Raw genomic sequence first — 23,716 nt, 5'->3', positions numbered from 1 at the left:
ATGCGCTTTCGCGTCGAAAGCCTCGATCAGCATTATGGCAGCGCGCAGGTGCTGCGCCGCGTCGACCTCGAAATCGCACCGGGCGAATGCCTTGCCGTGCTCGGCCGCAACGGCGCCGGTAAGACCACGCTGCTGAAATGCCTGATGGGTGTGCTGCCGCTGACGCGTGGCAAGATCCTGGTCGATGATATGGACATTGCCGGCTGGTCGTCGCATCGCCGCTCCACCGCCGGTCTCGCTTATGTGCCGCAGGGCCGCGAAATCTTTTCAGAGCTGACGGTCGGCGAGAACATCGAGGCCGCGGCGCGCGCCCACGGCACGTTCGGAACGCCGTTCATGGACGAGGCGGTCGGACTGTTTCCGGTGCTTCGCCAGATGTGGCGACGGCCCGGGGGCGCGCTGTCCGGCGGCCAGCAGCAACAACTCGCGATCGTGCGGGCCCTGGTGACGAAGCCGGGCCTGCTGATCCTGGACGAGCCGACTGAAGGCATCCAGCCCAATCTCGTTGCGATGATTCGCGATGTGCTGGCCGCGTTCAAAGGCCGGATCTCGTTGCTGCTGGTGGAGCAGTATCTCGATTTCGCCGTCAGCCTCGCCGACTCCTTCGTGGTGCTGTCGCGCGGCAGCGTCGCCGAGTCCGGCCGCATCGATAATGCCAGCCGCGAAACGCTCGCCCGCCATATCGCGATCTGATCCCCCTGAAACCGAACGGAGTCTTGCAATGTCCCGCCGCCACGAAATTCCAGCGAAGCCCGAAAACATGGTGTGGGGCTATCTCGACAGCACCACGCCGCCGGTGCTCGAGGTCGCCTCCGGCGATACCGTGACGTTGCATTCGTTTCCGGCTGGCGGCAAGGAAACGCTGCCGGAAGATCGCAGCATCGTGCCAGCGGACTATCTGAACGCGCTCGACACGATGGTGCAGGGGCCGGGCCCGCATTTCATCACCGGCCCGGTGCACGTGAAAGGCGCCAAGCCAGGCGACGTACTGCAGGTCGACATCCTCAGCGTCAAGGTGCGTCAGGATTGGGGATTTGTCTCAATCCTGCCGTTGCTCGGGACGTTGCCGGACGAGTTCACCGAGTATGAAACCATCCACCCCAAGGTCGATCACGACCGCAATGTCTGCATCATGCCGTGGGGAACGGAGATCCCGCTCGATCCGTTCTTCGGCATCATCGCCACCGCGCCGCCGCCGGCCTGGGGCCGGTGCGGATCGCCGGTGCCTCGCGTCTTTGGCGGCAACATGGACAACAAGGAACTGCGCGCCGGCACGACGTTGTATCTGCCGGTGTTCAATGAAGGCGCGTTGTTCTTCGCCGGCGATGGCCACGGCGTGCAGGGCGATGGCGAAGTCTGCATCACCGCGCTGGAGACCGGCGTTACCGGCACCTTCAGGCTGACGGTTCGCAAGGACATGGACCTGACCTGGCCGTTCGCCGAAAGCGCCACGCACCTGATGTCGATCGGTCTCGATGAAGACCTCGACGACGCTGCCAAGCAGGCGGTACGCGAGATGGTCAAGCACGTCTGCGACCGTACCAACCTGTCGCGCAACCAGGCCTACATGCTATGCTCATTGGCCGGCAATCTGCGCGTCACGCAACTCGTCGATGGCAACAAAGGCATCCACATGCTGCTGCCGAAGGCGTATCTCTAGGAACCAACAGGTGCGCCTCGCGCGAGCCACGTTATGCTTGAGGCTGCCTCGCGCGCTGCCCTGAACTCAGGTTCTCCGGCCCATCCGCGTGCCTGGCCGATGCGCCCGGCAACCGGACCACAAAGATCGGGGCGGACGACGACCGCGAGATCAGAACGGTTGCCTTTGCCGTGGCGTTCCCCAATCGATGGGCGCCTGCTGACCATGCGTCGGGTATTATTGCTGCTTCGCCAGGCCGCAGGACTCGCGCATGATAAATTCCGTCGGCACGACCAGCCTACCTCGGCACGACAGCGTCGTTTCCTCTCAGCCTCTCGAGCGCGAAGCGCGCGGCCATGCGCCCGACAGAGCGATCAAACCGGAAAAAATGCGAGGCTGCTCGACAGGGCGGGAACGCCGCACCCGGCGGCTCGAGCGCCATCCATCGGCACAATGCACATGCGTTTGTTTACGTGCTGGAGGGGGCTGTCGTGATGCAGCTGAAGGGTGGAGAAGAGGTGACGCTGACACCGGGACAGTCGTTCTATGAAGGCCCGGCTGACGTTCATGTCATCGACCGGAACGCGAGCGCCAACCAGCCGGCGAAATTCCTGGTTCTCCTGATCAAGGACAAGGGCGCCCCGGCGCTCGTGCCCGCAAAGTGATCTAGATGCAACCCAAGTACGCCACTGTCGTTCCGCCCGTTGTTTGCTGCCCCTCATGAGTCAGCTTGTGGCCCTTACGGAACACTGGCGTCGCCTGCTCAGATGCCTACATCTAGACGTGGAGGGGACTTGGCCTAGTCGGCTGAAGTTGGCTTGTGACGGAGAACAGAGAGCCTGTCCATACTCCGAACAGGGCGTGCACCAGACGGACTCGCAGTTCGGCCCGATCGGCGTCGCCTAGCGTGGCGATTTTGATCAGGTTGCTTACTCAGACAATCCCGTGCGCGCTGTAGATCGAGATAAAACAGGCGCATCATTTTGGACGATAACGATAGTTGGCGCACCCGACACGATTCGAACGTGTGGGTCGCCAGCTGTTAGCGCGAGACGGACGATCTTTGATCGCGCTGCTCTTGAAATCCTCTAGCTAGCTCCCATTGGTCCATGATGGATTGGAGCGAGAGTTCAAGTCTTACAACGCTTGGAGAGCGGCGTACGCACGCCGTGTGCACGGGGAGATCTAAAAATATCTATCGAGCGCAAGCGTCGGCGGTCGCTCTTGGCTTGGTGTGTGAAATGGAGGGTGCAGACCTCACGAAAGGAGCTTTCAGTGTTCGGTCGATTCGATGAGCTACCCCAATCTGTGGTCGCGGTGAAAATTGGCGTCCGGAGGTTCGAGGCGCTCACCGCTAGTCCCGCCTTGCGGTGCAAGCTCTGACATTCAGTAACGATTGCCGTCGGGGACCGGAGGAATCTCGGGTCGCAGAGGTCACCACCAATTTCAGTTAGGAGAACGGCTACGTCTCCGAGAAGATTTCAACGATTTCGTTGGTCATACCGTTCACGATCAGCACCTGGTTCTTCATCTTCACGTACATGTAGTCACGCAGCTCAGGCATTTGCGAGAGAACCGCCGTCGGCAACGATTGGGCCTTAACTCCTTTTGTTGGCACGACAGCAGGAGTGAAGTCCTTGGCGGATTTGGCGGCTGCCAGACGGAATTCCACCTCGTTGTGTTCGGTCAGCACGGCCTTGCGAATCTGCTCGCGCTGGGAGTTTGAGAGGTTGAGTTTCGGTAACGATGGATTCTACAGCACCTTGGTGCCGTTGCTCAGTTCAAACCGCGCTTTGTCCATTCTGTTGCGCCTGAAAGCGGGGTGCCGCCATGATTGCCAGTGCGGCGACGATGGTGGGCTCCTCATGGGCTTCATCCTTCTGCGGATGCTCTGCCCCTGGAAAGTAATGGAGAGAGTTTTCCTCCGTTCCTGACGAGCCTTCGCTGGACGAGCATTTCGCCCGCGATCGGCTCTGGTTCCAGATCGGGAACCGGCGCGCGCAACTCAACATCGCGAGAGCTGTGAGGCGGTTCACACCGGGGAGTCCTGTTTGGCACTAGTCAGAGCACTGCAGGATATCGCTGCACGATATTTCTGGATTTCAAAGCGGGAGATTTCGCATGAAGCTTCTGATCGTTGTTTCTTTCACCGCCGCCGTGAGTCTGCTTGCTGCTCTGACCGCCATACCGCGATCACACTCCGGCTTGACGACCGGGCGAGGCGGTACAGCAAACACGTCGATATTGCATGACATGCAAAGCGCCCGCAGCATGGACAATTTGCCAGCCGAGGACTTCGAGGATCGGTCATTGGTGTATCCGAGGGAAACGAAGCGCTGATTGGAAACAACGCGCGGCAAGCTTTAAGGGCCCCAGAAGGCAGTCGGGATGGACTGATCGCCCGCCACCAGACCAAGCGATTGCAGTTCACTTCGATAAGCGTTTATTTCGAGAATGGCGAGGAGAAGCGCCAGCACGATCACGGTAAAGATGAGCGCCGGCGATGCTTTGGCGGGCACACGCTCATGGCGTGGCGAAATCGCATTGCGAAGCAATCGCCATAGAGAGGTGAGATGCAGATACGTTTTTGGTCGTATTTGCATAACGTCATCCTTGACGCGTCATGATCGAGCATAGGATCAGGCTATATCCGGTTCAAGCTGACAACGGCCGTTGCGGCATTGAGTAGCAGGTGCATCTTGTCTCGTGCGATGCAGCATTGAACGGGGCAACTGCTACCAACATCGACGAGATAGCGAATGCGAATGGCCCAAAGGACCGCCACGAGTCTGAGCATGACCGCCGCTCTGCTGGCGCTTCTTGTTGCGTCGGCGCAGGCACAACTGGCGGGTCACGGCGGTCCGGTGCGGGCAATTGCGATCTCCGGCGATGGAAACAGCCTGCTGTCGGGCAGCTTCGACACCGCCGCTATCCGATGGTCGCTCAAGACAGAATCCGCCGAGCAGGTTCTGCGCTTCCACTCGGATGCGGTGAACGCGGTCGCCTTCCTGAAGGATGGGCGAATGGTGACCGCTGGAGCGGATGCGAAGGTCGCGATCTGGACGTTCGGCAGGCAGCGGCCGGACCGGGATTTCGAGGGCCATACCGCACCGGTCGTTTCACTCGCTGTCTCGCCGGACGGCGCAAGGCTGGCTTCTGCCTCCTGGGACCATACGGTTCGCGTCTGGTCGCTGGACGACGGCACGCATCAGCTGCTGGAAGGGCATTCGCAGCAGGTCAATGGCGTCGCATTCACACCCGATGGACGATATCTGGTAAGCGTCGGATACGATCGCGAACTGAGGATCTGGCCATTGGCGGGCGGCACTCCAAACGTTATTGCGCTAGGATCACCCCTTAACGCCGTGGCAGTCACGCTTGACGGCGAGATTGTCGCGGGCGGTGCCGATGGGAAGCTGCACTTTCTGACGACGGAGGGCCACGAGAGCAGCGAGGTGCAAGCCGGGCAGAGGCCTATTGTCGCGCTGGCAGTCTCTTCCGACGGCACGTCGGTGGCGGCTGCGGGAATTGGCGGCAGCGTTGCTTTGATCGATCGCGAAGCGCGGACGATCGCGCAAACGCTGGCCGATTCCGGTTCGCCCGTGTGGGCGGTCGCGTTCTTGCCGGACAGCGCAACATTGCTGACTGGCGGCGCCGACGGCAAGATCCGGCGTTGGAACGCTCGGACCGGCGCTGCCGTCGGCACGTCGCAAGCCCCGGCGAGCGATCCGCTCGCCGCCTATGCCGGAGATCACGGCGCCGAGGTGTTCAGGGCGTGCGTTGCCTGTCACACCCTGTCAGGGAAGGACGCGCAACGCGCCGGCCCCACGCTTGCGGGCCTTTATGGGCGCAGGATTGCGTCACTGCCGGGCTATCGCTTCTCGGACGCCCTTAAGGGCATGAACATCATATGGACGCCCGAGACCGTGTCGAAATTGTTCGAACTCGGTCCGAACACCTATACTCCCGGCACGAAAATGCCGGAGCAGCGGATTGGATCTGCGGAGGATCGCAAGGCCCTAACCGATTTTCTCGGGCGCGCGACATCGAAATGACGCCGAAGGTCTAGTACCCGGGCCATCGCTCGACCGGAAGATCCGTTAAATCCGGACGGTCCCTGAGCATGGTGGAGACGTCCATGTTGGGATGTTCCTTCATTGCCTCCGTGACGCAGTTGTTGACGTATTTCCTGCGCGAGAGCCACTTGATCTTCTTGCCCTTCGCTTCCGCCTTGCAGGCCACGATCGCCCGCTTAAGGGCGGCTTTGTCGGCCTTCGATACGGCAGCCGCGGCCGGCACGGTCTGTATTGCGAGGGCACCAACAAGCAGCGCGGTCGCGAATACTCTTGCGTTTGTGCAACGAAACATAACGCCCCCCATTGTTGCTTATCGATTGATTACTTGTTCGTGATCTCCGGCTAATCCTTGCGTTCTCGCTCGCGTAAATAATCATCCGTCGTCCGGGGCGGAGCGCGTTCCGGAAAGTCGTTGAACGGATCGAACTGCTGCTCGCTCATGGTGACGACGCGGCAATCGGCGCACATCCTGACCACGTCCAGCCGCTTGTCGCCGGCGGGATACATCCAGTGCCGGCCCTCGAGCTTCGCCGCGATCTTCTCGATCGTGCTCTTCACGCCGAAGGGCGTGCCGCAGCGGATGCAAAGCGCTGGCTCCTCTTCCCTGATTATGCGGGCTGGAGCGGTGGCGGCGCGGAAGTCGATCTGCGGCTTCAAGGTGATGACCTTTTCCGGGCAGGTGCTCTGGCATAATCCACACTGCACGCAGGCATCTTCGACGAATTTGAGCACGGGACGCTCGGGATCGTCGCGGAGGGCGCCGGTGGGGCAGGCCGAAACGCAGGCCAGGCACAGGGTGCAGCCGTCCACGTTGACACTGATCGCTCCGAGCGGCGCGCCTTCTGGCAAGGCAATCACGTCAGTGGGCGCAGGCGCGACGCGATGCAGCTCGCGAAGAGCGAAACGAAGCAGGTCGCGCCGCTTGCCTACCGTCTTGAAGGTTGCGGGAGTCTCCACGGCCGGCGCGGGCTCGATGGCCCGCAGCACGTTCCCCAGCACATCCGGATCATCCGTTTCGATCGTCGAGACAGGTTTGCCGGAAAATCCAAGCCCGACAACAATCGCATCGGCCATCGCTATGGTTCGGCGAAGACCGGCGACGTCGTGCCGCGGTTTGGCCCGCAGCAGGAAACGGATTGCCGCCGTGCCATAGGCAAAGGAGGCTGCGATCGCTTCGAGGCCGACCTGCGTCACCTCGTTGACGGTGAACGGCAGCACGTTGGCAGGAAGCCCGTCGCCGTAGCGGGCGAGAGCATCAATCAGCGCAGTGCCATGTTGGCCATCGTGAAACAGGATAACCGCATTCGAGCCGCCGGCTTCACGATAGGTCAGCAGCGTCGCGCGCAATTTGTGAAGCAGGACGTCGGCTGGCGGCAAGGCATAGGTCGCTGCGCCCGTCGGACAGGCAGCGACGCACTGCCCGCAACCGGCGCAGACCTCCGCATTGATCCTGACATGGTCGCCGTCCGGGGTGATCGCTCCGGTCGGGCAGAGATCGAGGCATCGATGGCAACCCGTTAATTTAGAGCGCGAATGGACGCAAATCTCCGGGATGAAATTGACGTATTTGGGCTTGTCGAAGCTACCGACGAGGTCGCGCGCCCTCAGCACGGCACGCAGCATCGCAGCCGGATCTCGCGGGTCGGCGCGGAGATAGCCGTCACGCAGCTCATGGGCGGAGAAAAGCGGCGTTCCGCCGGAGAGATCAAGGACGATGTCGCAGCGCGATGTCAGGTCGTTGCGCGAAGCGTCGAAGACGAGCGCGTTGCGCGAGGAGGGGCGCGGGGCCGCATAGTCATCGACCGTCAGTTCGAACGCTCCCAGATAGCCGCTGGCGTTACGGATCGTTCCCTTGACGATTGGGAACGACGTCGTTGCCGGCGGCATGATCTGTGTCGGCTTTGTAATCATGACCGTCACGTCGAGATGCTCGGCAAGCAGTCGGCCAGCTTCGATTGCCACTTCGTCGCGGCCGTAGATCAGGATCACCCCTCCGCTCGCCAAGGTGACAAACGAAAAATCGGGCATAGCCTCCGACGCCGCGGCAAGCAGAGCTGCCATTTTTGGGCCCGCCTTCGCAGCCTCCGCTGACCAGCCGGCCGTCTCCCGAAGGTTGACGAATTCTATCGCCCCGGCACGTTGCTTCGCTTCCTCGCCAAACAGCGCCGCCTCCTGGGTGCAGCCGACGATAAGGGCTCCATCCGCCTTCGCCGCGTTGCGAAAATAATCGAGCTCCGCACGGCAGAGCTGACGGAATCCGGCGATTTCGCTTTTGCGGCACCCACGGCTGATCGCGCCCGTGTCGAGACGCATGGTGTCCTCGCAAGAGCAGATCAGGATCGCTTTTGGCGGTTCGGACATGCGCAGCCGCTTACCTCACCGAGAGGCAGGGAACGATCGCGAGCAGACTCGCGTCAATCCTTCTGCTCGATTAAGTTATTCTCACGAGAAAGGAAAAGGAAGCCGGAGGTCCGACTGACACCGACAGCCCCCAAGCGCTCTGCGGTTTCGGAGTCCATAAATCTGCCTCCGCCATTCACGCTGGTGAGGCTGCGCGAAAGCCGTGACGCCTTTGCCCACGCAACCGATATCGCGAAGGCGAGTGGGGCAGGTACGCTGACCTATGTGGGGCGGTTCGATCTTGCCGAATTCGCAGTCGTGCTCGAACCTAGCGAGCCCTTGCGCACTGCGCGCCGCGCTTTCTACGCGGGGATGGTGGCGCTGACCGATGCCTTGCGTGCCTACGCACCGCCGAACAAGGCGATCGCGATCGACTGGCCCGACACGGTCCGTGTCGACGGTGGCCTTGTTGGCGGCGGACGGCTTGGCTGGCCGCCATCAGCGGAGGAGGACAAGCCTCCGCGCTGGCTGGTGTTCGGCGCCGTGATCCGGACTGTTGCGATCACCGACACGGAAGCTGGCCTGTATCCGCTCGCTACCGCACTGGATCAGGAGGGATTCGGCGAGGCCGGTGCGGTTCAGCTCACGGAAAGCTTTGCGCGGCATCTGATGCGTGCGCTGGACGGCTGGCAAACCGACGGGTTCGACGGTATCGCACGCGAATTCCTGGGTCGGCTGTCGCGTGAGCCGCAGATTACGCATGTGATAGCTGACAATGGCGACCTCATCACCCGCCGGATCGGGACAGATATGACCGCCCGGCAGGACCTGAGAAAAGGCTTGCTGTCGCCCGCATGGCTCGATCCAAATTTCGGAGGGCCGCGCCTGTGAAACTCTTGCGCACCATCGCGCTCGATCCGTCCGACAGGTTCGTATTCGACGTGGCCGCGGAGCCCGGAGATTGGGCGGTTTCTGGCGCGTTCCGCTTTTGCGATCAGGATCCGGCGAAGCTGGGCGGCAAGGCCCGTTCGGCGTTTCGCAGCGGCTTTCTTGGGGTGCAGTCCTGGGGCTGGTCGACGCTGGCGCAAATCGTCCCTGCATCAGAGGACGACCGGCTCGCGTTGGTGGAGCTCCTTGCAAAACAGCTGGTGGAACAGTTCGCCGCGCCGGATGCTGCGACCGCGCACCTTGCCGCGGAGGACGAGGTCGCCTTTGCGCAGTCACTCTGCACCCATCCCGTAAGCACGCTGATCGCCGTTCATCGCTCAGTGAACGATAGCGAGCTCCGCGAGTCATTCCGCAGGCTGCGACTGCGGGAGGGGCCGCGTCACGGCAATGCGTTCTCGTTCATGGAGGTCGAGGATGACCTCGAGCCCGACAGCGATCTAAATCTTGCGAATATCGGCGCGGAGCCGTCACGGCGATGAAGGATTTCTGGATCACTTGCGGCCATCACCTGCTCGATCGAGATGCGGGCGGCCGCCTCGTGGCGACCGAACAGTTCCTGAAGGCCTATTTCGTCCGTCCCGAGTTGATGCCGCCGGACGATGCCTGCGATATCGAACGCAGGCTGCATCGGGAGTTGCGCGCCGATCCGCGCAGGGCGGTTGCCGAGGAAGAGGTTGCCGCGATCGGCGATGCGGATGCCCGGGAGAATTGGCAGTTTGTGCTGGCGTTCCGCGACCTCTTGCTGCGCGAACCCACGTTGGAAGCGGCCTATCTTGCGCTCGTTCGGTCAGGGTCGATCAACCTGCCGCCCCTGTTCGTGAACCAGCTCGTGCACGTCATCCTGCGCAACGCACTCGATGGTTGCGAGGACTCGTTCGTGTTGCGTGCAGCCGAGTTGTTCTTCCGGCCTCAGCTCATCGTGCCGCACGAGCAGTCGTTGCTGCTCGGTGACGCGGAAGTCATTGGCGGACGAAACTTGACGCCGGTGTTGTCGCTGATCTCCATGTTGGGGAGCGCGACTGGAGCCGGGGTCGACGTCTTGGGCGATGCGAATGCCGACAGCTACTGGCATCGCAGCGATCAGTTCGATCTTGCGGTCGATTTCAGCAGCGGAACGCGGGGGCCGGCTGCCCTGGCGGACGTCATGAAACTCTGGATTTCTCATTTGCTTGGGGTTGACGTCGCGATCGAGCCGCTCACCGCCCTGCGCGATGCGAAGCTCGCCTGGTATGTCGGGCTCGATGCCGAAGCCACTCGGATCGGCGACCGGCTGTGGCACGGCGAGACGCTCGATGACCGAACGATGGCGCGCGTGCTGGCGTTATTTCGGGTGACTTTCGCTGATGCACATCTGGTCGTCGACGCCGTCGGGCGCGAGGGCGTCTATCTGATACTGGCAATGAGCCCCGATCAGCTTGTGCGGATGAAACCGCAGAATCTGTTGACGGGGCTGCCGATCAAACACCTGGAGGCTATGACGTGAGTTCCGCCGTCCTGCCGTTGTTGCGCATTCCGCTCGGCGTCGTGGTCGAGCGGGCCAGCGCGGAATCCCCGTGGATCGATTTTGTCTGGCGCGGCACCGGGGTGTTGCCGGATGAGCCCGACATGACGCCGTGGACCGTCTTGCGGGAGCAGGAGGGAACCACGCTGTTTTATGCCGGGAGCGCGATGGTCGATCTCTATCGTTCGGAAGCAGCGCGCTACCGCGACAATCTCGCCAGCGGTGATCCCAGTGTCTGGATTATACTGACTCCTTCCGAGGGCGCCTGGCCCTATGTTGTTTCGGCAATCACCGCAGACCCCGCGGAAGGAGAGGCATTCAGCGAAGCCGGTGCCAATCTGGTCGAGGCGGTGCCGATGCCTGAGGTGCTACGTCAGGCGATTGAAAATTTCATCGTGCAGCACCACGTCGAAACGGAGTTCGTCAAGCGCGAGCGGCGACGCGCCGACCCCGAGGCGCTTGCGCGGCGTCTCCACGAAGGTGAGCATGAATGAGTGACGAGCATTTTCTGGCCCGCTGGTCGCGTCGCAAGCAGGAGGCGAAGCCCGATTACGTCGAGCCGGCGTCGGAACAAGCGTTCGAGGCGAGCGCGCCGGCGCCGGCAGACCCTGCGCCGGCGGTGCCGGCTCTCGCCCAGCCGGATCTTTCGAACTTGCCGCCCATTGAATCGATTGATGCCGCCACCGACATCACGGCTTTCCTGCGCAAAGGCATTCCGCTGGAGTTGAGCCGGGCGGCGCTTCGTCGTGCCTGGAGTGCCGATCCCGCCATCCGCGATTTCGTGGGCTTGGCGGAGAACGCCTGGGACTTCAACGACCCGAACGCCATGTCGGGCTTCGGCCCATTAGACTGTTCAGCCGAGCGGGTCGGCGCGCTCGTCAATCGCATTGTCGGGGGTGCGGCGGAGGCCGCCGAAAGCCTCGCCAACCCGTCCACCGAAGGGGCCGAAGAGGCCGCGCGATCGGCTGATGTGCAATCCGAATTTGGGCCGTCATCAGGCCCGGTGAAGGCGATCACCAATCCTCAACGGTTCGGGGAGCGCCCGGTCGAGGAAGTACCGCCCGGTTCTGCTGCGCCGCAACCCGCAGCTGCGCGTGACGAGACTTCCGTTCCGCGCCGCACACATGGCGGTGCGCTGCCCCGGTAGACTGCGACGAAATGCGATAGCCTAAAGCTATGGCAGTTGATTGACCGCTTGCCGAGGCGGGCCGTATTCTTCGTCGTCCGCAAATGCATTTGGCCCCTTGAACGGGAGGTCGGCGTGCGCGATGCGGGACTTGAACGCGCAATTGATGCGGCGGGCGGCGTCGCCGAGCTCGCCCGCAAGATTGGTATTGCCCAGCCTTCAGTGTCGAACTGGAACAGGGTGCCTGCGCAACGCGTGATCGCGGTCGAGACCGTAACGGGCGTCCCGCGCAAGCTGCTTCGCCCCGATCTCTACAGCGGGCCTGTGGTAGGCGACGCAGTTGATCCGATCGATGCGGCGCGTGCCCAGGAATACGTGCTGCTTGCAAGCTTGCTTTGGTCCGCGCCATCGGCCGCATTGCTTGAGCAGATCGCGCACTTGAAGGGCGATGCGACGCCGCTCGGGCGCGCCCACATAGTTCTTGCCGACGCTGCATCGGTTGCCGTGGCATCCGAGGTTGAGCGCGAATATTTCGATCTGTTCGTCGGTCTCGGCCGTGGCGAGTTGCTGCCTTACGCGTCCTATTACCTGACCGGCTTTCTCAACGAACGTCCTTTGTCGCGCCTGCGCGACGATCTGGCTCTGCTCGGCATCGAGCGGGTGGAGAACAACTTTGAGCCGGAGGATCATGCGGGGACGTTGTGCGAGATCATGGCGGAGCTTGCGGTGGCGGGCCCTTCGGCATCGCCGGACGCGCAACGCGCCTTCTTCGAAAAGCACGTATCCCTCTGGATGGGACGTTTGTTCGCCGACATGGAGAAGGCGGAAAGCGCTGGATTCTACCGATCGGTAGGGACGCTCGGACGGGTTTTTCTGGAAATAGAAGCCGAGGCTTTCACGTTCGCCAACTGACCGGCGCTGCCGGTCCGGGAGTAACGCGATGAAAGACGAGAGGAAAACGATAGCCGGCCGCCGCGACTTTCTTCGTAAGGCCGGAATCGGCGCCATCGGCGCGGGAGCCACACTGGCGACGCCCTTGATTGCGCCCGCAAAAGCCGACAGCGAGACCGACGATGAGAAACGCAAGGCGCGCTACAAGGAAACCGACCACGTGAAGGCCTACTACCGCGTCAATCGTTATCCCGGGTGAGGGAGGCGGCCGTGCTGATCAAGAGAACACAACAGCGTTCCGAAATCGTCTCAAGCGGATCTATCGCGGCAGGCTTGTCCGGGCAAAGGAATGGTCTCGACCGCCGCACCTTCCTGCGCCGCTCGGGTCTTGCGGGCGGTGCGCTCGCCGCGTTGAGCACGCTGCCGCCTGGCAGCGTGCGGACCGCTAAAGCAGCAATGGCAGGTCCCCTCTCATCGGGGGCGACGGTTCGCAAGAGCATTTGCACGCATTGCTCGGTGGGATGCACCGTGACCGCGGAGGTGTTGAACGGGGTCTGGATCGGTCAGGAGCCGAGTTGGGATTCTCCGATCAATCGCGGATCGCATTGTGCGAAAGGCGCTTCCGTGCGCGAGCTCGTGCACAGCGAACGCCGGCTCCGTTATCCGATGAAGCTGGTGGCTGGACAGTGGACGCGCGTCTCTTGGGAGACGGCGATCAACGAGATCGGCGACAAGCTACTCGAGGTTCGCGAGAAATCCGGCCCGGATTCGGTTTATTGGCTCGGCTCGGCCAAAATGACGAATGAAGGCGCCTATCTGTTCCGCAAACTCGGAGCATTCTGGGGCACCAACAACACCGACCATCAGGCACGCATCTGCCATTCAACAACCGTCACCGGCGTAGCCAACACCTGGGGCTACGGCGCGATGACCAACAGCTTCAACGATATCCGCAATGCCAAGACCCAAATGATCATGGGCGGAAATCCGGCTGAGGCGCATCCGGTCTCGTTGCAGCATCTGCTCGAGGGCAAGGAACTCCAAAAGGCCAACTTCATTGTCATCGATCCCCGTCTAACGCGAACCGCGGCGCACGCGACTGAATATGTCCGCATGCGGCCGGGTACCGACATCCCGGTGCTCTACGGCATCATGTGGCACATCCTCCAGAACGGCTGGGAAGACAAGGAATTCATCAGGCAGCGCGTCTACGGTTTCGACGATCTTCGCAAGGAGGCCGACAAATGGAATCCGGAGGAGGTTGAGCGCGTCAGCGGTATTCCCGGCGAACAACTCAAGCGTGTCGCCAAGATGTTTGCGACCGAAAAGCCGTCGACGCTGATCTGGGCCATGGGCCAAACCCAGAAGACAGTCGGCACGGCCAACGTGCGGGCGAGTTGCATCCTGCTCCTCATGACCGGCAACGTCGGCGGACCGGGTATGGGCGCCAACATCTTCCGCGGCCATGACAACGTGCAGGGAGCGACTGACGTCGGGCTCGATATCGTCACGCTGCCGTTCTACTACGGCCTTGCCGAGGGCGCCTGGAAGCACTGGTCGCGGGTCTGGGAGGTCGACTATGAGTTTCTGAAATCGCGCTTCGATTCCAAGCAGATCATGGAAACCCCTGGCATTCCGCTGACGCGCTGGTTCGACGCGGTGACGTTGCCGAAGGATCAGGTCGCGCAGAGAGACAATGTGAGGGCGGTGTTCGTGCAGGGACACGCCTCCAACAGCATCACCCGTATCCCTGAATCCCTCAACGGGCTGAAGGCGCTTGAACTGCTTGTCATCGCCGACCCGCATCCGACCACTTGGGCATCGCTTTCCATCGAGGCGGGACGCAAGGATGGCGTCTACGTTCTTCCGGTTGCCACGCAATTCGAGTGCAAGGGTTCGCGTGTCGCCTCCAACCGCTCGCTGCAGTGGGGTGAGCAGATCGTCAAACCGGTGTTCGAATCGAAGGATGATCTCGAGATCATCTATCTGATGGCGAAGAAGTGCGGCTTCGCCGACAAGATGTTCAAGAACATCAAGGTCGAGAACAATCTGCCGGAGGCCGAGGATGTCCTGCGAGAGATGAATCGCGGCAGCTGGTCCACCGGCTATTGCGGCCAGTCGCCCGAGCGCCTCAAGGCGCACATGAAGAACCAGGCCAAGTTCGACTTCCTGACCATGCGGGCGCCCAAGGACGATCCCGAAGTCGGCGGCGACTATTACGGCCTGCCGTGGCCGTGCTGGGGCTCGCCTGAGGTGCGCCATCCCGGCACGCCGCTGCTCTACAATACCAACTTGAGTGTGATGGATGGCGGCGGCACGTTCCGTCCGCGCTTCGGCATCGAGCGCGAGGAGAAGCTTGCGGACGGTACCACGCGCAAGGTGAGCCTGCTTGCGGAGGGATCCTACTCCAAGGATTCCGAAATTACGGACGGCTATCCGGAATTCACGCTGGCGAGCCTGAAGAAGCTCGGCTGGGACAAGGATCTCAGCGAGGTGGAGATGGCCACCATCACCAAGATCAACTCCGCCAATCCGGACGCGGTCTCATGGTCGCTCGACCTCTCCGGCGGCATCCAGCGCGTAGCGCTCAAACACGGCTGTGTGCCCTATGGCAACGGTAAGGCGCGCATGAACGCGTTCGGCCTGCCCGATCCCATTCCGGTTCATCGCGAACCGATCTATACGCCGCGCGTCGACCTGGTCGCGAAATATCCGACCCTGCCCGACGCCAAGCAATTCCGCTTGCCGAACATCGGTTTCTCCGTGCAGAAGGCCGCAGTCGAGAAGGGGATCGCCAAACAATTCCCGCTTATCCTGTCTTCGGGCCGCCTCGTCGAGTACGAAGGTGGCGGCGAGGAGACGCGCACCAACCCGTGGCTTGCTGAATTGCAGCAGGACATGTTCATCGAGATCAGCCCGGCTGATGCCGCCGATCGCGGCATCAAGGACGGCGGCTGGGTCTGGGTGACAGGCGCCGAAAACAATTCGCGCGCCAGGATGAAGGCGCTGGTGACTGAACGCGTCGGTAAGGGGGTCGCCTGGATGCCCTTCCACTTCGGCGGCTGGTTCGCAGGCAAGGATCTGCGCGGCAATTATCCGAACGGCACCGATCCGATCGTGCTCGGCGAAAGCGCGAACACGATCACTACCTACGGATACGATCCGGCGACCGGCATGCAGGAGCCCAAAGTCACCCTCTGCCAGATCGCGGCGGCATAAGGAGCAACGACCATGGCACGTATGAAATTCCTCTGCGACGCCGACCGTTGCATCGAATGCAATGCCTGCGTCACCGCCTGCAAGAACGAGCACGAGGTACCCTGGGGCATCAACCGGCGCCGCGTCGTCACCATCAATGATGGAAAGCCGGGCGAGCGTTCCGTCTCGATGGCCTGCATGCATTGCACCGACGCCCCATGCGCAGCGGTTTGCCCGGTGAATTGCATCTACACGACGGCCGACGGTGTCGTGCTTCATTCCAAGGACCTCTGCATCGGCTGCGGCTATTGCTTCTACGCCTGTCCGTTCGGAGCGCCGCAGTATCCGAAGGTCGGCAACTTCGGCTCGCGCGGCAAGATGGACAAGTGCACCTTCTGCGCTGGCGGTCCCGAAGCTGACGGCAGCAAGGAGGAGTATGAGAAATACGGCGCAAACCGTCTCGCCGAAGGCAAGCTGCCGCTCTGCGCCGAGATGTGCTCGACCAAGTCGCTGCTCGCCGGCGACGGCGAGATCATTGCCCAGATCTACAAGGAGCGTGTGATGAAGCGCGGCTACGGCTCCGGCGCCTGGGGCTGGAAGACCGCCTATCGGGAGACGATTGAGTCGTAATGGCGATATCGCCGGCGATCGCTCAATACCGGGAGGAATTGATGGTGTGTCTTGCACGATTTATTCGGCTCGCGGTTGGTACAGGCGCGCTGGCGCTGTTGGTATTCGCGGCTTCACCGTCCATTGCCCAGCAGGTCAATCCGACCGCAAGCTCAGTCAAGGAGCAGCAGCTTCTCCAGGAATTCAACCGGGTCCAGGGACGCGTCAGCATTCCCGACCAGCGTTCCGGCGTGCTCGAGCAACCGGCAGGCCGTGAATGGCGTGAATTCCGGAACGTGACGCTGCACTGGATAGGCGGTATCGCCATTCTGGGGATGCTTGCGGCGTTGATCATTTTCTATCTGATCCGGGGCATGGTGCGGCTTCAGAGCGGTCGTTCGGGCCGGACCCTCGTGCGCTTTGGCTCATTCGAGCGCTTCGTGCACTGGATGACGGCGACCTGCTTCATCATTCTTGCGCTTTCGGGATTGAACGTCACCTTCGGCCGTACGCTGCTTCTGCCCTTGGTGGGTCACGAAGTGTTTTCCGAATGGTCGCAATGGGCGAAGTATGCGCACAATTACCTGAGCTTGCCGTTCACGATTGGCGTCGTTCTGATCTTCCTGATGTGGCTCGCTGGCAATATCCCGAATAAGGTGGATATCGCTTGGCTCAAGCGCGGCGGCGGCATCGTGGGTCACGACCACCCACCGGCCTATCGTTTCAACGCCGGCCAGAAGGCAATCTATTGGATCGTTGTCATCGGCGGGGGCGTAGTGGCAGCCACCGGATATGAGCTGATGTTCCCGTTCTATCTATCAGGTATCGAAGGGATGCAGCTCGCGCAGGTCGTCCACGCCACCGTGGCGATGCTGTTCATCGCGGTGATGCTGGCCCACATCTATATCGGCACGATAGGCATGGAAGGGGCGTTCGAGGCTATGGGTAGCGGCACCGTCGACGTCAACTGGGCGAAGGAGCACCATAGTCTCTGGCTCGAAGAGGAGAATGCGCGTATCGGTGCAAACGATGCGCGAACACAGCCCACTGCCGCGGAGTAGGTGGCGCACGCAGCCCGAGACGTTTGGCGCATCCCACTAAAGGCGCACGCCGGTCGTTGCAAAGGCTTGCTGGACCGGCTCCTGCACGCGGTTCAGAACTGCGGCCCCAATTGCTGCCAGAACAATGGCGGCCGCGCAGGCGAGCAAGAAGGACTTCATCGCTGTCTCCCAAAACGGCCGGGATGTCATGAGCTTACATAAAACAGCTCATCGCGCATAGCGCCGTCATGTGCCGTCGTTAGCTGCGGTTCGAGGAGGCCGCAGAAGAATGTGCGCGGACGCCGTTCTCGTCGCACCGGCGTCTCCAGATAAGACGGTGAACCTTCAAAGGAAAAACTCCGTCGCTTCCCGTTGCGCAGCATTGATAAATTCCCAAGCCCAATGATGAGATATAAATCTCAACAATTTCAATTGGTTGGATAGCCGCATTGTGCACGACCTGTGCATCGGGAGATCAACAGAAGTCAATTGAGGGAATGTGTGTTTGGTCGCACCCTACGGTGATTGGCCCTCTGCAGCCGTGATGGGCCCTATTATCCTCGCGGCTACTACACCACAAAGACAGAGTTCGAGGCCGAGCGGCCGAGCAAATAGGATGCGGTTGCGTGCCGCACCGCGAGGTGGGCCTCACCGTCGTGCGCGGAGCGCATCGATGGTGTGGGCCGCAAAAACGCCTACGCTCGCTAGGGCCAGAAATGCGATCAGGATATTCACGAAGTCCATCCTCGCGCTCGAGGAGGCCGGCTCCTAAGACAAAGCGCCACACGCCTCCCTGGTCGAGAGCCAACACCGGCACCGTTCGGGAGACGATCGTGTTGTTCACCAACCTGAGGTGATGTTGCAATGCTCTGGAATGCCACTGGCCGTTCTCTGAGTCGTGCTATCGTGAGGCGGTTTGTCGGTTGCTAGCTTTAGCGATGCCCCCTTGCGGAGCAGACCCAAGGACTTCGACGGTAGCCGTAGCTCCGGCGACGAGTTGGTTGCGCTCGTCGGCGCGATCGAGCGCGATCCGGACTGGGACACGTTGTGCCAGCCGCACCCAGTTGAAGGTCGGGTTGACGTTGGCGAGCAGGGTCGAGCCGTTGCTGCGATCGCGATCTTCGATACCGGCTGCAACGCTCTCGACCTTGCCCAGCAACGCACGGCTGCTTCCCATCAGGCGCACGTTGACGGGATCGCCGACATGGATGCGCTGCAGCTTGGTTTCTTCGAAGTAGCCCTGGACGTGCAGCGTGTCACTATCGAGCAGCGCCATCACGCCCTTTCCGGGAGTGAGATAGGCGCCCGGACGCAGCTCGTTGTTGGTGACAATGCCGCTGACCGAGGCCCGTACCTCGCTGCGTTCGATGTTGAGCTTCGCAAGGGCAACGTCCGCGAAGGCCTGGTCATAGGCCGCCTGGGCCGAGCCCTGGATGGCGACGACCTGGTCCATCCGCTGCGTGGAAACCACGACGCCGGGTGTCAGCGCGCTGTAGCGCTTTAGATCGGCATTGGCGTTGTCGAGCGTGGCGCGCTTGCCTTCCCGTACCGCCTCTGCCTGCTTGAGCGCGATTTCATAGCGCGCCCGGTCGATCCGGAAGAGCACATCGCCCTTTTTTACTTGCTGATTGTCCCGAACCAGAACCTCGCTGACAAAGCCGGAAACATCGGGAGCCACGGGCACCACGTCGGCTCGCACATGTCCGTCACGGGTCCAGGGTGCATCAAAATAGTAATCCCACAGCTTGTAACCGGCCCAAAGTGCGACCAGCACAATGAGACCGGTCAGCGCGAAGCGACGCAGCGGGTTCAGAACGGCTTTCATGGCACCAACTCCTTGGAGGCGAGGTGAGGAATGGGAGTGACGCCATCGGGGGCCTCTCGATCCCGGCGGCGTCTGCCGATCTCGAATCCGTGCATGCCGGTCTGCCATTGGAGGCCAACAATCGTCCCCTTTACGGGCTGCAGGAGAAAGAGAGCCGAAAGCCCGGTGACGGGGAGCCAGATCAGCAGCTGAAGCCAGGCCGGAGGTGAATAGGCGATCTCGACGGCAAGAAGTCCCGGCACGACAAGGTGGCCAACGATCGCGATCACGAGATAGGCCGGAAGGTCGTCGGCGCGTTGCGGCGTGTAATCTTCACCGCAAACCTCGCAATTGTCGACCACCTTGAGAAAGGCGCCGAACAGGTGGCCTTGTCCGCAGTTCGGGCACTTCATCGTGAACCCGCGCCATAAAGCCTTCTTGAGGGAGACGGGTGCGGTCATGTGAGTAACTCCGCTGAGCCTAAGACGAGGCCGGTGACGAGGCAGATGAAAAGCGCGAAATCGAAGAGTGCGGGATGCCAGATCCATCGATAGAGGCCGATACGCGCGATATGCTTGCTGATGAGGCGCTCGAACGCGTAGGCAACAACTGTCCAGAGCAGGAGCGTCGGAACGAGCACGCCAAATAGGTCAAGTTGATATTTCATGCGGCGATCGTCCCAGGTTCGATTTGCTGCGGTTGATAGGCCGGCGACTCCGGAAAGAGCCCGGAACGAACGCCGGTGAGACCGACCAGCACGCGATCGCGGGCTTCGCTCCTTGGTTCCTGCAACGTCAATGCGATGGTCCCGTCGAGCTGCCCCATCAGGTCATCGGGGATCGTCCCCCTCGTGTGGGTCCGGCAAATCGGGGCAAGACGAGCGAAGAACGCTTCGGTTGCCGCTCTTGCGCAGCGTGACAGCCCCAGGCTCGAGCGCCTCACGCCGAGAATGTTGAGCGCCGTCCGAAGTTGACGAAGATTGGCGGCGCCGCTCCTTGCGTCGGCAGGGACGACGGCGATACGCGCAGCAAGCAGGGCGAGGCGATGCTGCATGAGGCTGGCAAGCGCAAAGGGGTCCTGATCCGAGGTGCGCTCGGCGACTGATGCAAGCGTGGTCCAATTGCTTTGTAGCAATCGCTTTGCCATCCAATCGGCTCCAGCCAGGCGAACGATGCCGCAGGTCACGCCGGTCAGCGCTACACCGAGCATCAGCGCAACGCTGGAGTTGGCATAGGTGATAAAATCGGCCGAATAGGTCTCGGTCAACGCGAGTTGCACCGAGAGGTAGATGGCAAGTATGGCGCCGATACGCGCGGTCGCGGGCCGCGCAGTCATCCAGCCGAACAGCACGAAGGGAGGCATCAATGCGGCGATGAGCACCTCGAGAGTCGTAATCCGCGGCAACACGCCAAACAGGTAGATGCCATGGACGGCGATCACGACGAGGAATAGTCCGTAGAAATTGCGGAACGCCGGAAGCGGATCGTCCGCGCCCGCCAGAAAGCTGCCGACGACAGCTGCGAAAAGCGGTGCGGCAACCCCGTCTGACCAGCCGGTCGCAATGGAGAAGCAACTGCAGCATAGCACCGCAAGGGCCACGGACCCGGCCGCCAGGAGCGCAGACCAGTAGTCGCGATGCGGGACGGCAACAGCCGCGGCGCCATGAGAGAGGGCGAGAGGAAACGAATCGGGATTGCGTTCCTCGGAGATGGCCTGGCGCAGAAGCTGGCAATCCTGCATGACATCGATAAGGTTGCGGAGCCGCGCAACGAGACCAAAGATCGTGATCTCGATCCAGTCGGCGTCCACGCTCGGTGCTGGTCGTACTTCATCAAGTGCTGCGCGCAACCCGCTTGCTTCCTGCCCATCGCGACCGCCCGCTTCGAGCCATGCCGCTATCCTTGAGCAAATGTTGGCGACCCGCACAGCGGCCTCTTCATGCGAGCTGATAGGAAGCCTGCGATCTTCGATCGATCCGAGCAGCGGCAGTAGCGACAGCATGTGCTGCCGGAGCAATTGCAGCCCCCGTCCCATGTTCGTGGACGTGGTCGCCTCATAGCCGAGATGACGCTCAAGCTGGTCGATTTCGGAAGCCGCGGCGGCGAGACGTAGGCGTTCGCTATCACGCTGCTGATCGCCGCCGCGGCCCGTCAGGACGTCTGCGGCTAGCCGGCGCGCGCCGGCTAGCCATGCGTCGGTTTGCGCGGTGACGGCGGAGGCTACGCTGCGCGGCATCACCAGCATCGCGACGATGTTCGCGCACACGATTCCGAGCATGATCTCCTGCACGCGGGAAACCACGATGTCAAAGGCCGACTGGGGCGTCGAGACGATGGGAAATCCGAGCAGCGCGACGGTGTAGCCGGCCAGCATGAAGACGTAGCCGCGCGGCGTGCCGTCGATCAGCGAGAGATACAGGCAGATGCCGACCCACACGGCGATGCAGAGACTGAGCAGCTCCGGCGCGTCGACGAGGTTCGGAACCAGCACGATGGTGCCTGCCCCACCGATCAGTGTGCCCAAAATGCGATAGACGGCCTTTGAGGTGGTCGCTCCCGTGAAGAGGTTCGAGGTGATGTAGACTGACGCCATGGCCCAATAAGGACGCGGCATGTCCAGCAGCAGCGCGATCGAGAACGCCAGCATCGCCGCTGCAAAGGTCCGCAGCGCGAAGATGATGGCGGCATGTCGATCGCGGAATGAGGCAGCTTGGGTCATGGCGGCGGCGAACCGTTGCGTCAGCAGTGAGCGGAATTTCTATGTGCGATGCATGACTTCGCTTCGGACAGCGAAGCTGTTGCAAATACGTTCGAAACGCATTCCTGCCGTGCTGGGCGTTGCAATCCGCAGCTAGCGGCAGGCGCCGACGTCCGGATGACGCCGATAGCGTCCGGTTTCAGGACCGTCACGAACATCGCGAGACACAAGAGTATCCCTGCGAATACGGCGAGGCACAGAACGTCTTTCATGTCGGCTCTCGATCAATGGGTCTTGGCTGCACTCGTCATACGCGTCCTGGGCTGCTGCGGCTTTGCATGGATTGCCGATGCATTTTCATTTTTTGCTGTCGGGCCAGCCGCCGCAGCTTCTTCCACCGCAGCGAACGCATCGCGTGGGCTGCGCCGCGAGGTCTGGGAAAAAACTTCGGGGACAAGGTCCGGCGCGAGGCCAGACTCAGCAATGTGTGTCACTGGCGCGTGAGCGGTGTCGAATACTATCCGCTCCGGCCATTTTTGGTCCGAGGTGATACGCAGGTTGGCCCGTTCGCTCGGAGCGACCGCGGAATGTGAATATGCAGGAGGCGCTGGGAGCAGCCAGTCAGCCGCAAACAACAACCCGAGGAGGGCGCCTCCCACGCACACGAAGTATTGACGTATCGGCACGTCGAGCGGCCTTTCAGTGAATAACCAGCCTGGCGAAGATAGTCGCATGACGGCCCGCGTGCTTTGCAGAGCGTGCTCTCATCTTGTCATTTGTTGCTGCCGGCTAGCTCGCAAACGATATGCAGGCTCAGGCAAAAACCGAAAGCGAATGCCTGACGTCCATCAGGGTGGATTGGGCTGCGTGGGATCCCGCCGTTTGACGATATTGACCTGGCGCCTGCCCGGTCGCCTGCTTGAAAGCTCGCGTGAAATTGGCTTGGCTGGAAAAGTTGAGCGTCAGCGCGATGTCCACCAAGGGGCGATCACTACGTATCAGCAGGGCTTTCGCCCGCTCCAGGCGCTTGGCACTGACGTAGCGATGGGGAGATTCTCCGACGGCTTGTCGGAAGGCTCGCGCAAAATGGTATTTGCTCAGGCACGCGATCGTTGCCATGCCTTCGAGGCTGAGGTCACGTTCCAGATTCGCATCGATGTAGTCCAGCACACGAAAGAGTCTGCGCTGATCGAGCCCATGGTGGGCACGACGCGGAAAAAGCTGAGTGAGCGATGTGCTGTCCCGCTTTTGAAGCAACCTCGCCGCCAGACTGGATGCGAGGGATTGGACGAACAGACTGCCAGTGGAAGTTTCAGTCTTTAGCTCGGAGGCGACGGCAAATCCGATCTCGGCCAGCAGCGGATCCTCGAAACCTGTTTCGTAGTTTAACGCGTGGATTACCGATTCACCGGTCTCGTTTTCGAAATTGCTCGACGAGAACTGGCTTAGTGGAAGATAGATGTGCAAGAATTCCGGCAGATCCTCAGCGAAATCGATCTCACCTTCCTGCAAGCCGGGAGGAGAGAGCCAAACCGTACCTCGCTCGGCGACTATCTGACTTTCGATGCCTGGCGCCCGCCGCGTCAGAGTCGCTTGATTGCTCCGGGTGGCGACGCAAATCCGGATATCAGATTGTGGGGTCCTCCACGGGCCAACCCCTCTTCTAACAGCGCACAATTCGGCCGACAGGCCGGACCAGCCCCGATCCGTCGACGACAGCAGCAGCTTGCCAGGACAGTCCCGATCCCAAACGCCGCGGTGCGGCCACTGCTCATAGCGGCCTGCGGCGGTCAGCTGCTCTGATTGCATCTCCATGTGGCGCTCCAGGATCGCATTCATCATTGTTG

General features: G+C 61.6%; 26 protein-coding genes. 15 read left to right on the top strand and 11 right to left on the bottom strand.

Annotated elements, in window-relative coordinates; translation table 11 throughout:
* From ACVIW0_RS23035 to ACVIW0_RS23025, 3 genes are all read left to right on the top strand, one after another.
* Positions 1-693 (top strand): ATP-binding cassette domain-containing protein, encoded by a 693-nt coding sequence (locus ACVIW0_RS23035; protein ID WP_461354414.1) that lies wholly within the window; start codon positions 1-3, stop codon positions 691-693.
* A 28-nt stretch (positions 694-721) separates the two neighbouring features.
* The gene (locus tag ACVIW0_RS23030; protein WP_461354413.1) at positions 722-1,660 is read left to right on the top strand and encodes an acetamidase/formamidase family protein; all 939 of its coding nucleotides are present in this window, start codon (positions 722-724) and stop codon (positions 1,658-1,660) included.
* A gap of 335 nt (positions 1,661-1,995) precedes the next feature.
* Positions 1,996-2,304, top strand: coding sequence for a cupin domain-containing protein (locus ACVIW0_RS23025; protein ID WP_461354412.1), 309 nt, complete (start codon positions 1,996-1,998; stop codon positions 2,302-2,304).
* A gap of 797 nt (positions 2,305-3,101) precedes the next feature.
* On the opposite strand, the gene ACVIW0_RS23020 is transcribed toward ACVIW0_RS23025, so the two are convergent.
* Together ACVIW0_RS23020 and ACVIW0_RS23015 are read right to left on the bottom strand one after the other, a co-directional pair.
* Positions 3,102-3,332 (bottom strand): hypothetical protein, encoded by a 231-nt coding sequence (locus ACVIW0_RS23020; protein WP_461354411.1) that lies wholly within the window; start codon positions 3,330-3,332, stop codon positions 3,102-3,104.
* A gap of 88 nt (positions 3,333-3,420) precedes the next feature.
* On the bottom strand, positions 3,421-3,675 hold the full coding sequence (locus ACVIW0_RS23015) for a hypothetical protein (protein WP_461354410.1): 255 nt from the start codon (positions 3,673-3,675) through the stop codon (positions 3,421-3,423).
* Positions 3,676-3,760: 85 nt separating this feature from the next.
* Here ACVIW0_RS23015 and ACVIW0_RS23010 point away from each other — a divergent pair, with 85 nt between their 5' ends.
* Positions 3,761-3,979 (top strand): hypothetical protein, encoded by a 219-nt coding sequence (locus tag ACVIW0_RS23010; RefSeq protein WP_461354409.1) that lies wholly within the window; start codon positions 3,761-3,763, stop codon positions 3,977-3,979.
* A 23-nt stretch (positions 3,980-4,002) separates the two neighbouring features.
* Here ACVIW0_RS23010 and ACVIW0_RS23005 read toward each other — a convergent pair whose 3' ends face one another.
* The gene (locus ACVIW0_RS23005; RefSeq protein ID WP_461354408.1) at positions 4,003-4,242 is read right to left on the bottom strand and encodes a hypothetical protein; all 240 of its coding nucleotides are present in this window, start codon (positions 4,240-4,242) and stop codon (positions 4,003-4,005) included.
* Positions 4,243-4,434: 192 nt separating this feature from the next.
* On the opposite strand from ACVIW0_RS23005, the gene ACVIW0_RS23000 reads away from it, so the two are divergent.
* Positions 4,435-5,694, top strand: coding sequence for a c-type cytochrome (locus ACVIW0_RS23000; RefSeq protein WP_461354407.1), 1,260 nt, complete (start codon positions 4,435-4,437; stop codon positions 5,692-5,694).
* 10 nt (positions 5,695-5,704) lie between these two features.
* On the opposite strand, the gene ACVIW0_RS22995 is transcribed toward ACVIW0_RS23000, so the two are convergent.
* Positions 5,705-5,938, bottom strand: a complete 234-nt coding sequence (locus ACVIW0_RS22995; RefSeq protein WP_461354406.1) for a hypothetical protein — start codon at positions 5,936-5,938, stop codon at positions 5,705-5,707.
* Positions 5,939-6,057: 119 nt separating this feature from the next.
* Positions 6,058-8,028: a 4Fe-4S binding protein gene (locus ACVIW0_RS22990; RefSeq protein WP_461354405.1), complete on the bottom strand. Its 1,971-nt coding sequence runs from the start codon at positions 8,026-8,028 to the stop codon at positions 6,058-6,060.
* A gap of 210 nt (positions 8,029-8,238) precedes the next feature.
* Between ACVIW0_RS22990 and ACVIW0_RS22985 the strand changes: the two genes are divergently transcribed.
* The 10 genes from ACVIW0_RS22985 (at position 8,239) to ACVIW0_RS22940 (ending at position 17,389) form a co-directional block, all read left to right on the top strand.
* Positions 8,239-8,946, top strand: a complete 708-nt coding sequence (locus ACVIW0_RS22985) for a biotin/lipoate--protein ligase family protein (protein WP_461357401.1) — start codon at positions 8,239-8,241, stop codon at positions 8,944-8,946.
* Positions 8,943-9,482, top strand: coding sequence for a DUF6505 family protein (locus ACVIW0_RS22980; protein WP_461354404.1), 540 nt, complete (start codon positions 8,943-8,945; stop codon positions 9,480-9,482). The genes ACVIW0_RS22985 and ACVIW0_RS22980 overlap by 4 nt, the downstream gene beginning before the upstream one ends.
* Positions 9,479-10,486: a DUF6352 family protein gene (locus tag ACVIW0_RS22975; RefSeq protein WP_461354403.1), complete on the top strand. Its 1,008-nt coding sequence runs from the start codon at positions 9,479-9,481 to the stop codon at positions 10,484-10,486. The genes ACVIW0_RS22980 and ACVIW0_RS22975 overlap by 4 nt, the downstream gene beginning before the upstream one ends.
* Positions 10,483-10,998 (top strand): DUF3305 domain-containing protein, encoded by a 516-nt coding sequence (locus ACVIW0_RS22970; protein WP_461354402.1) that lies wholly within the window; start codon positions 10,483-10,485, stop codon positions 10,996-10,998. Before ACVIW0_RS22975 ends, ACVIW0_RS22970 begins: the two co-directional genes overlap by 4 nt.
* Positions 10,995-11,651, top strand: coding sequence for a DUF3306 domain-containing protein (locus tag ACVIW0_RS22965; RefSeq protein WP_461354401.1), 657 nt, complete (start codon positions 10,995-10,997; stop codon positions 11,649-11,651). Before ACVIW0_RS22970 ends, ACVIW0_RS22965 begins: the two co-directional genes overlap by 4 nt.
* A gap of 114 nt (positions 11,652-11,765) precedes the next feature.
* Positions 11,766-12,542 (top strand): molecular chaperone TorD family protein, encoded by a 777-nt coding sequence (locus ACVIW0_RS22960; protein ID WP_461354400.1) that lies wholly within the window; start codon positions 11,766-11,768, stop codon positions 12,540-12,542.
* A gap of 28 nt (positions 12,543-12,570) precedes the next feature.
* Entirely contained in the window at positions 12,571-12,780 is a 210-nt protein-coding gene (locus ACVIW0_RS22955) for a twin-arginine translocation signal domain-containing protein (RefSeq protein ID WP_461354399.1), read from the top strand.
* Between the two features lie 11 nt (positions 12,781-12,791).
* On the top strand, positions 12,792-15,740 hold the full coding sequence (locus ACVIW0_RS22950; protein ID WP_461354398.1) for a formate dehydrogenase subunit alpha: 2,949 nt from the start codon (positions 12,792-12,794) through the stop codon (positions 15,738-15,740).
* A gap of 12 nt (positions 15,741-15,752) precedes the next feature.
* Positions 15,753-16,349 carry a formate dehydrogenase FDH3 subunit beta gene (fdh3B, locus tag ACVIW0_RS22945; protein WP_035983358.1) on the top strand — a complete coding sequence of 199 codons (597 nt, stop codon included), beginning with the start codon at positions 15,753-15,755 and terminating at the stop codon, positions 16,347-16,349.
* A 41-nt stretch (positions 16,350-16,390) separates the two neighbouring features.
* Positions 16,391-17,389 carry a formate dehydrogenase subunit gamma gene (locus ACVIW0_RS22940; RefSeq protein ID WP_461357400.1) on the top strand — a complete coding sequence of 333 codons (999 nt, stop codon included), beginning with the start codon at positions 16,391-16,393 and terminating at the stop codon, positions 17,387-17,389.
* Positions 17,390-17,425: 36 nt separating this feature from the next.
* Here the strand turns inward: ACVIW0_RS22940 and ACVIW0_RS22935 are convergent, their stop codons facing one another.
* The 6 genes from ACVIW0_RS22935 to ACVIW0_RS22910 form a co-directional block, all read right to left on the bottom strand.
* Positions 17,426-17,548 carry a hypothetical protein gene (locus tag ACVIW0_RS22935; protein ID WP_283806591.1) on the bottom strand — a complete coding sequence of 41 codons (123 nt, stop codon included), beginning with the start codon at positions 17,546-17,548 and terminating at the stop codon, positions 17,426-17,428.
* A gap of 721 nt (positions 17,549-18,269) precedes the next feature.
* Positions 18,270-19,193, bottom strand: coding sequence for an efflux RND transporter periplasmic adaptor subunit (locus tag ACVIW0_RS22930; protein ID WP_461354397.1), 924 nt, complete (start codon positions 19,191-19,193; stop codon positions 18,270-18,272).
* Complete coding sequence (locus ACVIW0_RS22925) at positions 19,190-19,633, bottom strand: DUF983 domain-containing protein (protein WP_461354396.1); 444 nt, start codon at positions 19,631-19,633, stop codon at positions 19,190-19,192. The genes ACVIW0_RS22930 and ACVIW0_RS22925 overlap by 4 nt, the downstream gene beginning before the upstream one ends.
* On the bottom strand, positions 19,630-19,839 hold the full coding sequence (locus ACVIW0_RS22920; protein WP_461354395.1) for a DUF1656 domain-containing protein: 210 nt from the start codon (positions 19,837-19,839) through the stop codon (positions 19,630-19,632). The genes ACVIW0_RS22925 and ACVIW0_RS22920 overlap by 4 nt, the downstream gene beginning before the upstream one ends.
* On the bottom strand, positions 19,836-21,890 hold the full coding sequence (locus ACVIW0_RS22915) for an FUSC family protein (RefSeq protein WP_461354394.1): 2,055 nt from the start codon (positions 21,888-21,890) through the stop codon (positions 19,836-19,838). Before ACVIW0_RS22915 ends, ACVIW0_RS22920 begins: the two co-directional genes overlap by 4 nt.
* A gap of 792 nt (positions 21,891-22,682) precedes the next feature.
* Positions 22,683-23,684, bottom strand: a complete 1,002-nt coding sequence (locus ACVIW0_RS22910) for a helix-turn-helix domain-containing protein (protein WP_461354393.1) — start codon at positions 23,682-23,684, stop codon at positions 22,683-22,685.
* Positions 23,685-23,716: the final 32 nt, after the last annotated feature.

The sequence above is a fragment of the Bradyrhizobium sp. USDA 4454 genome, from assembly GCF_054822705.1.
The sequence above is the reverse complement of the archived record's forward strand: the minus strand, read 5'-3'. Positions and strand labels throughout refer to the sequence as shown.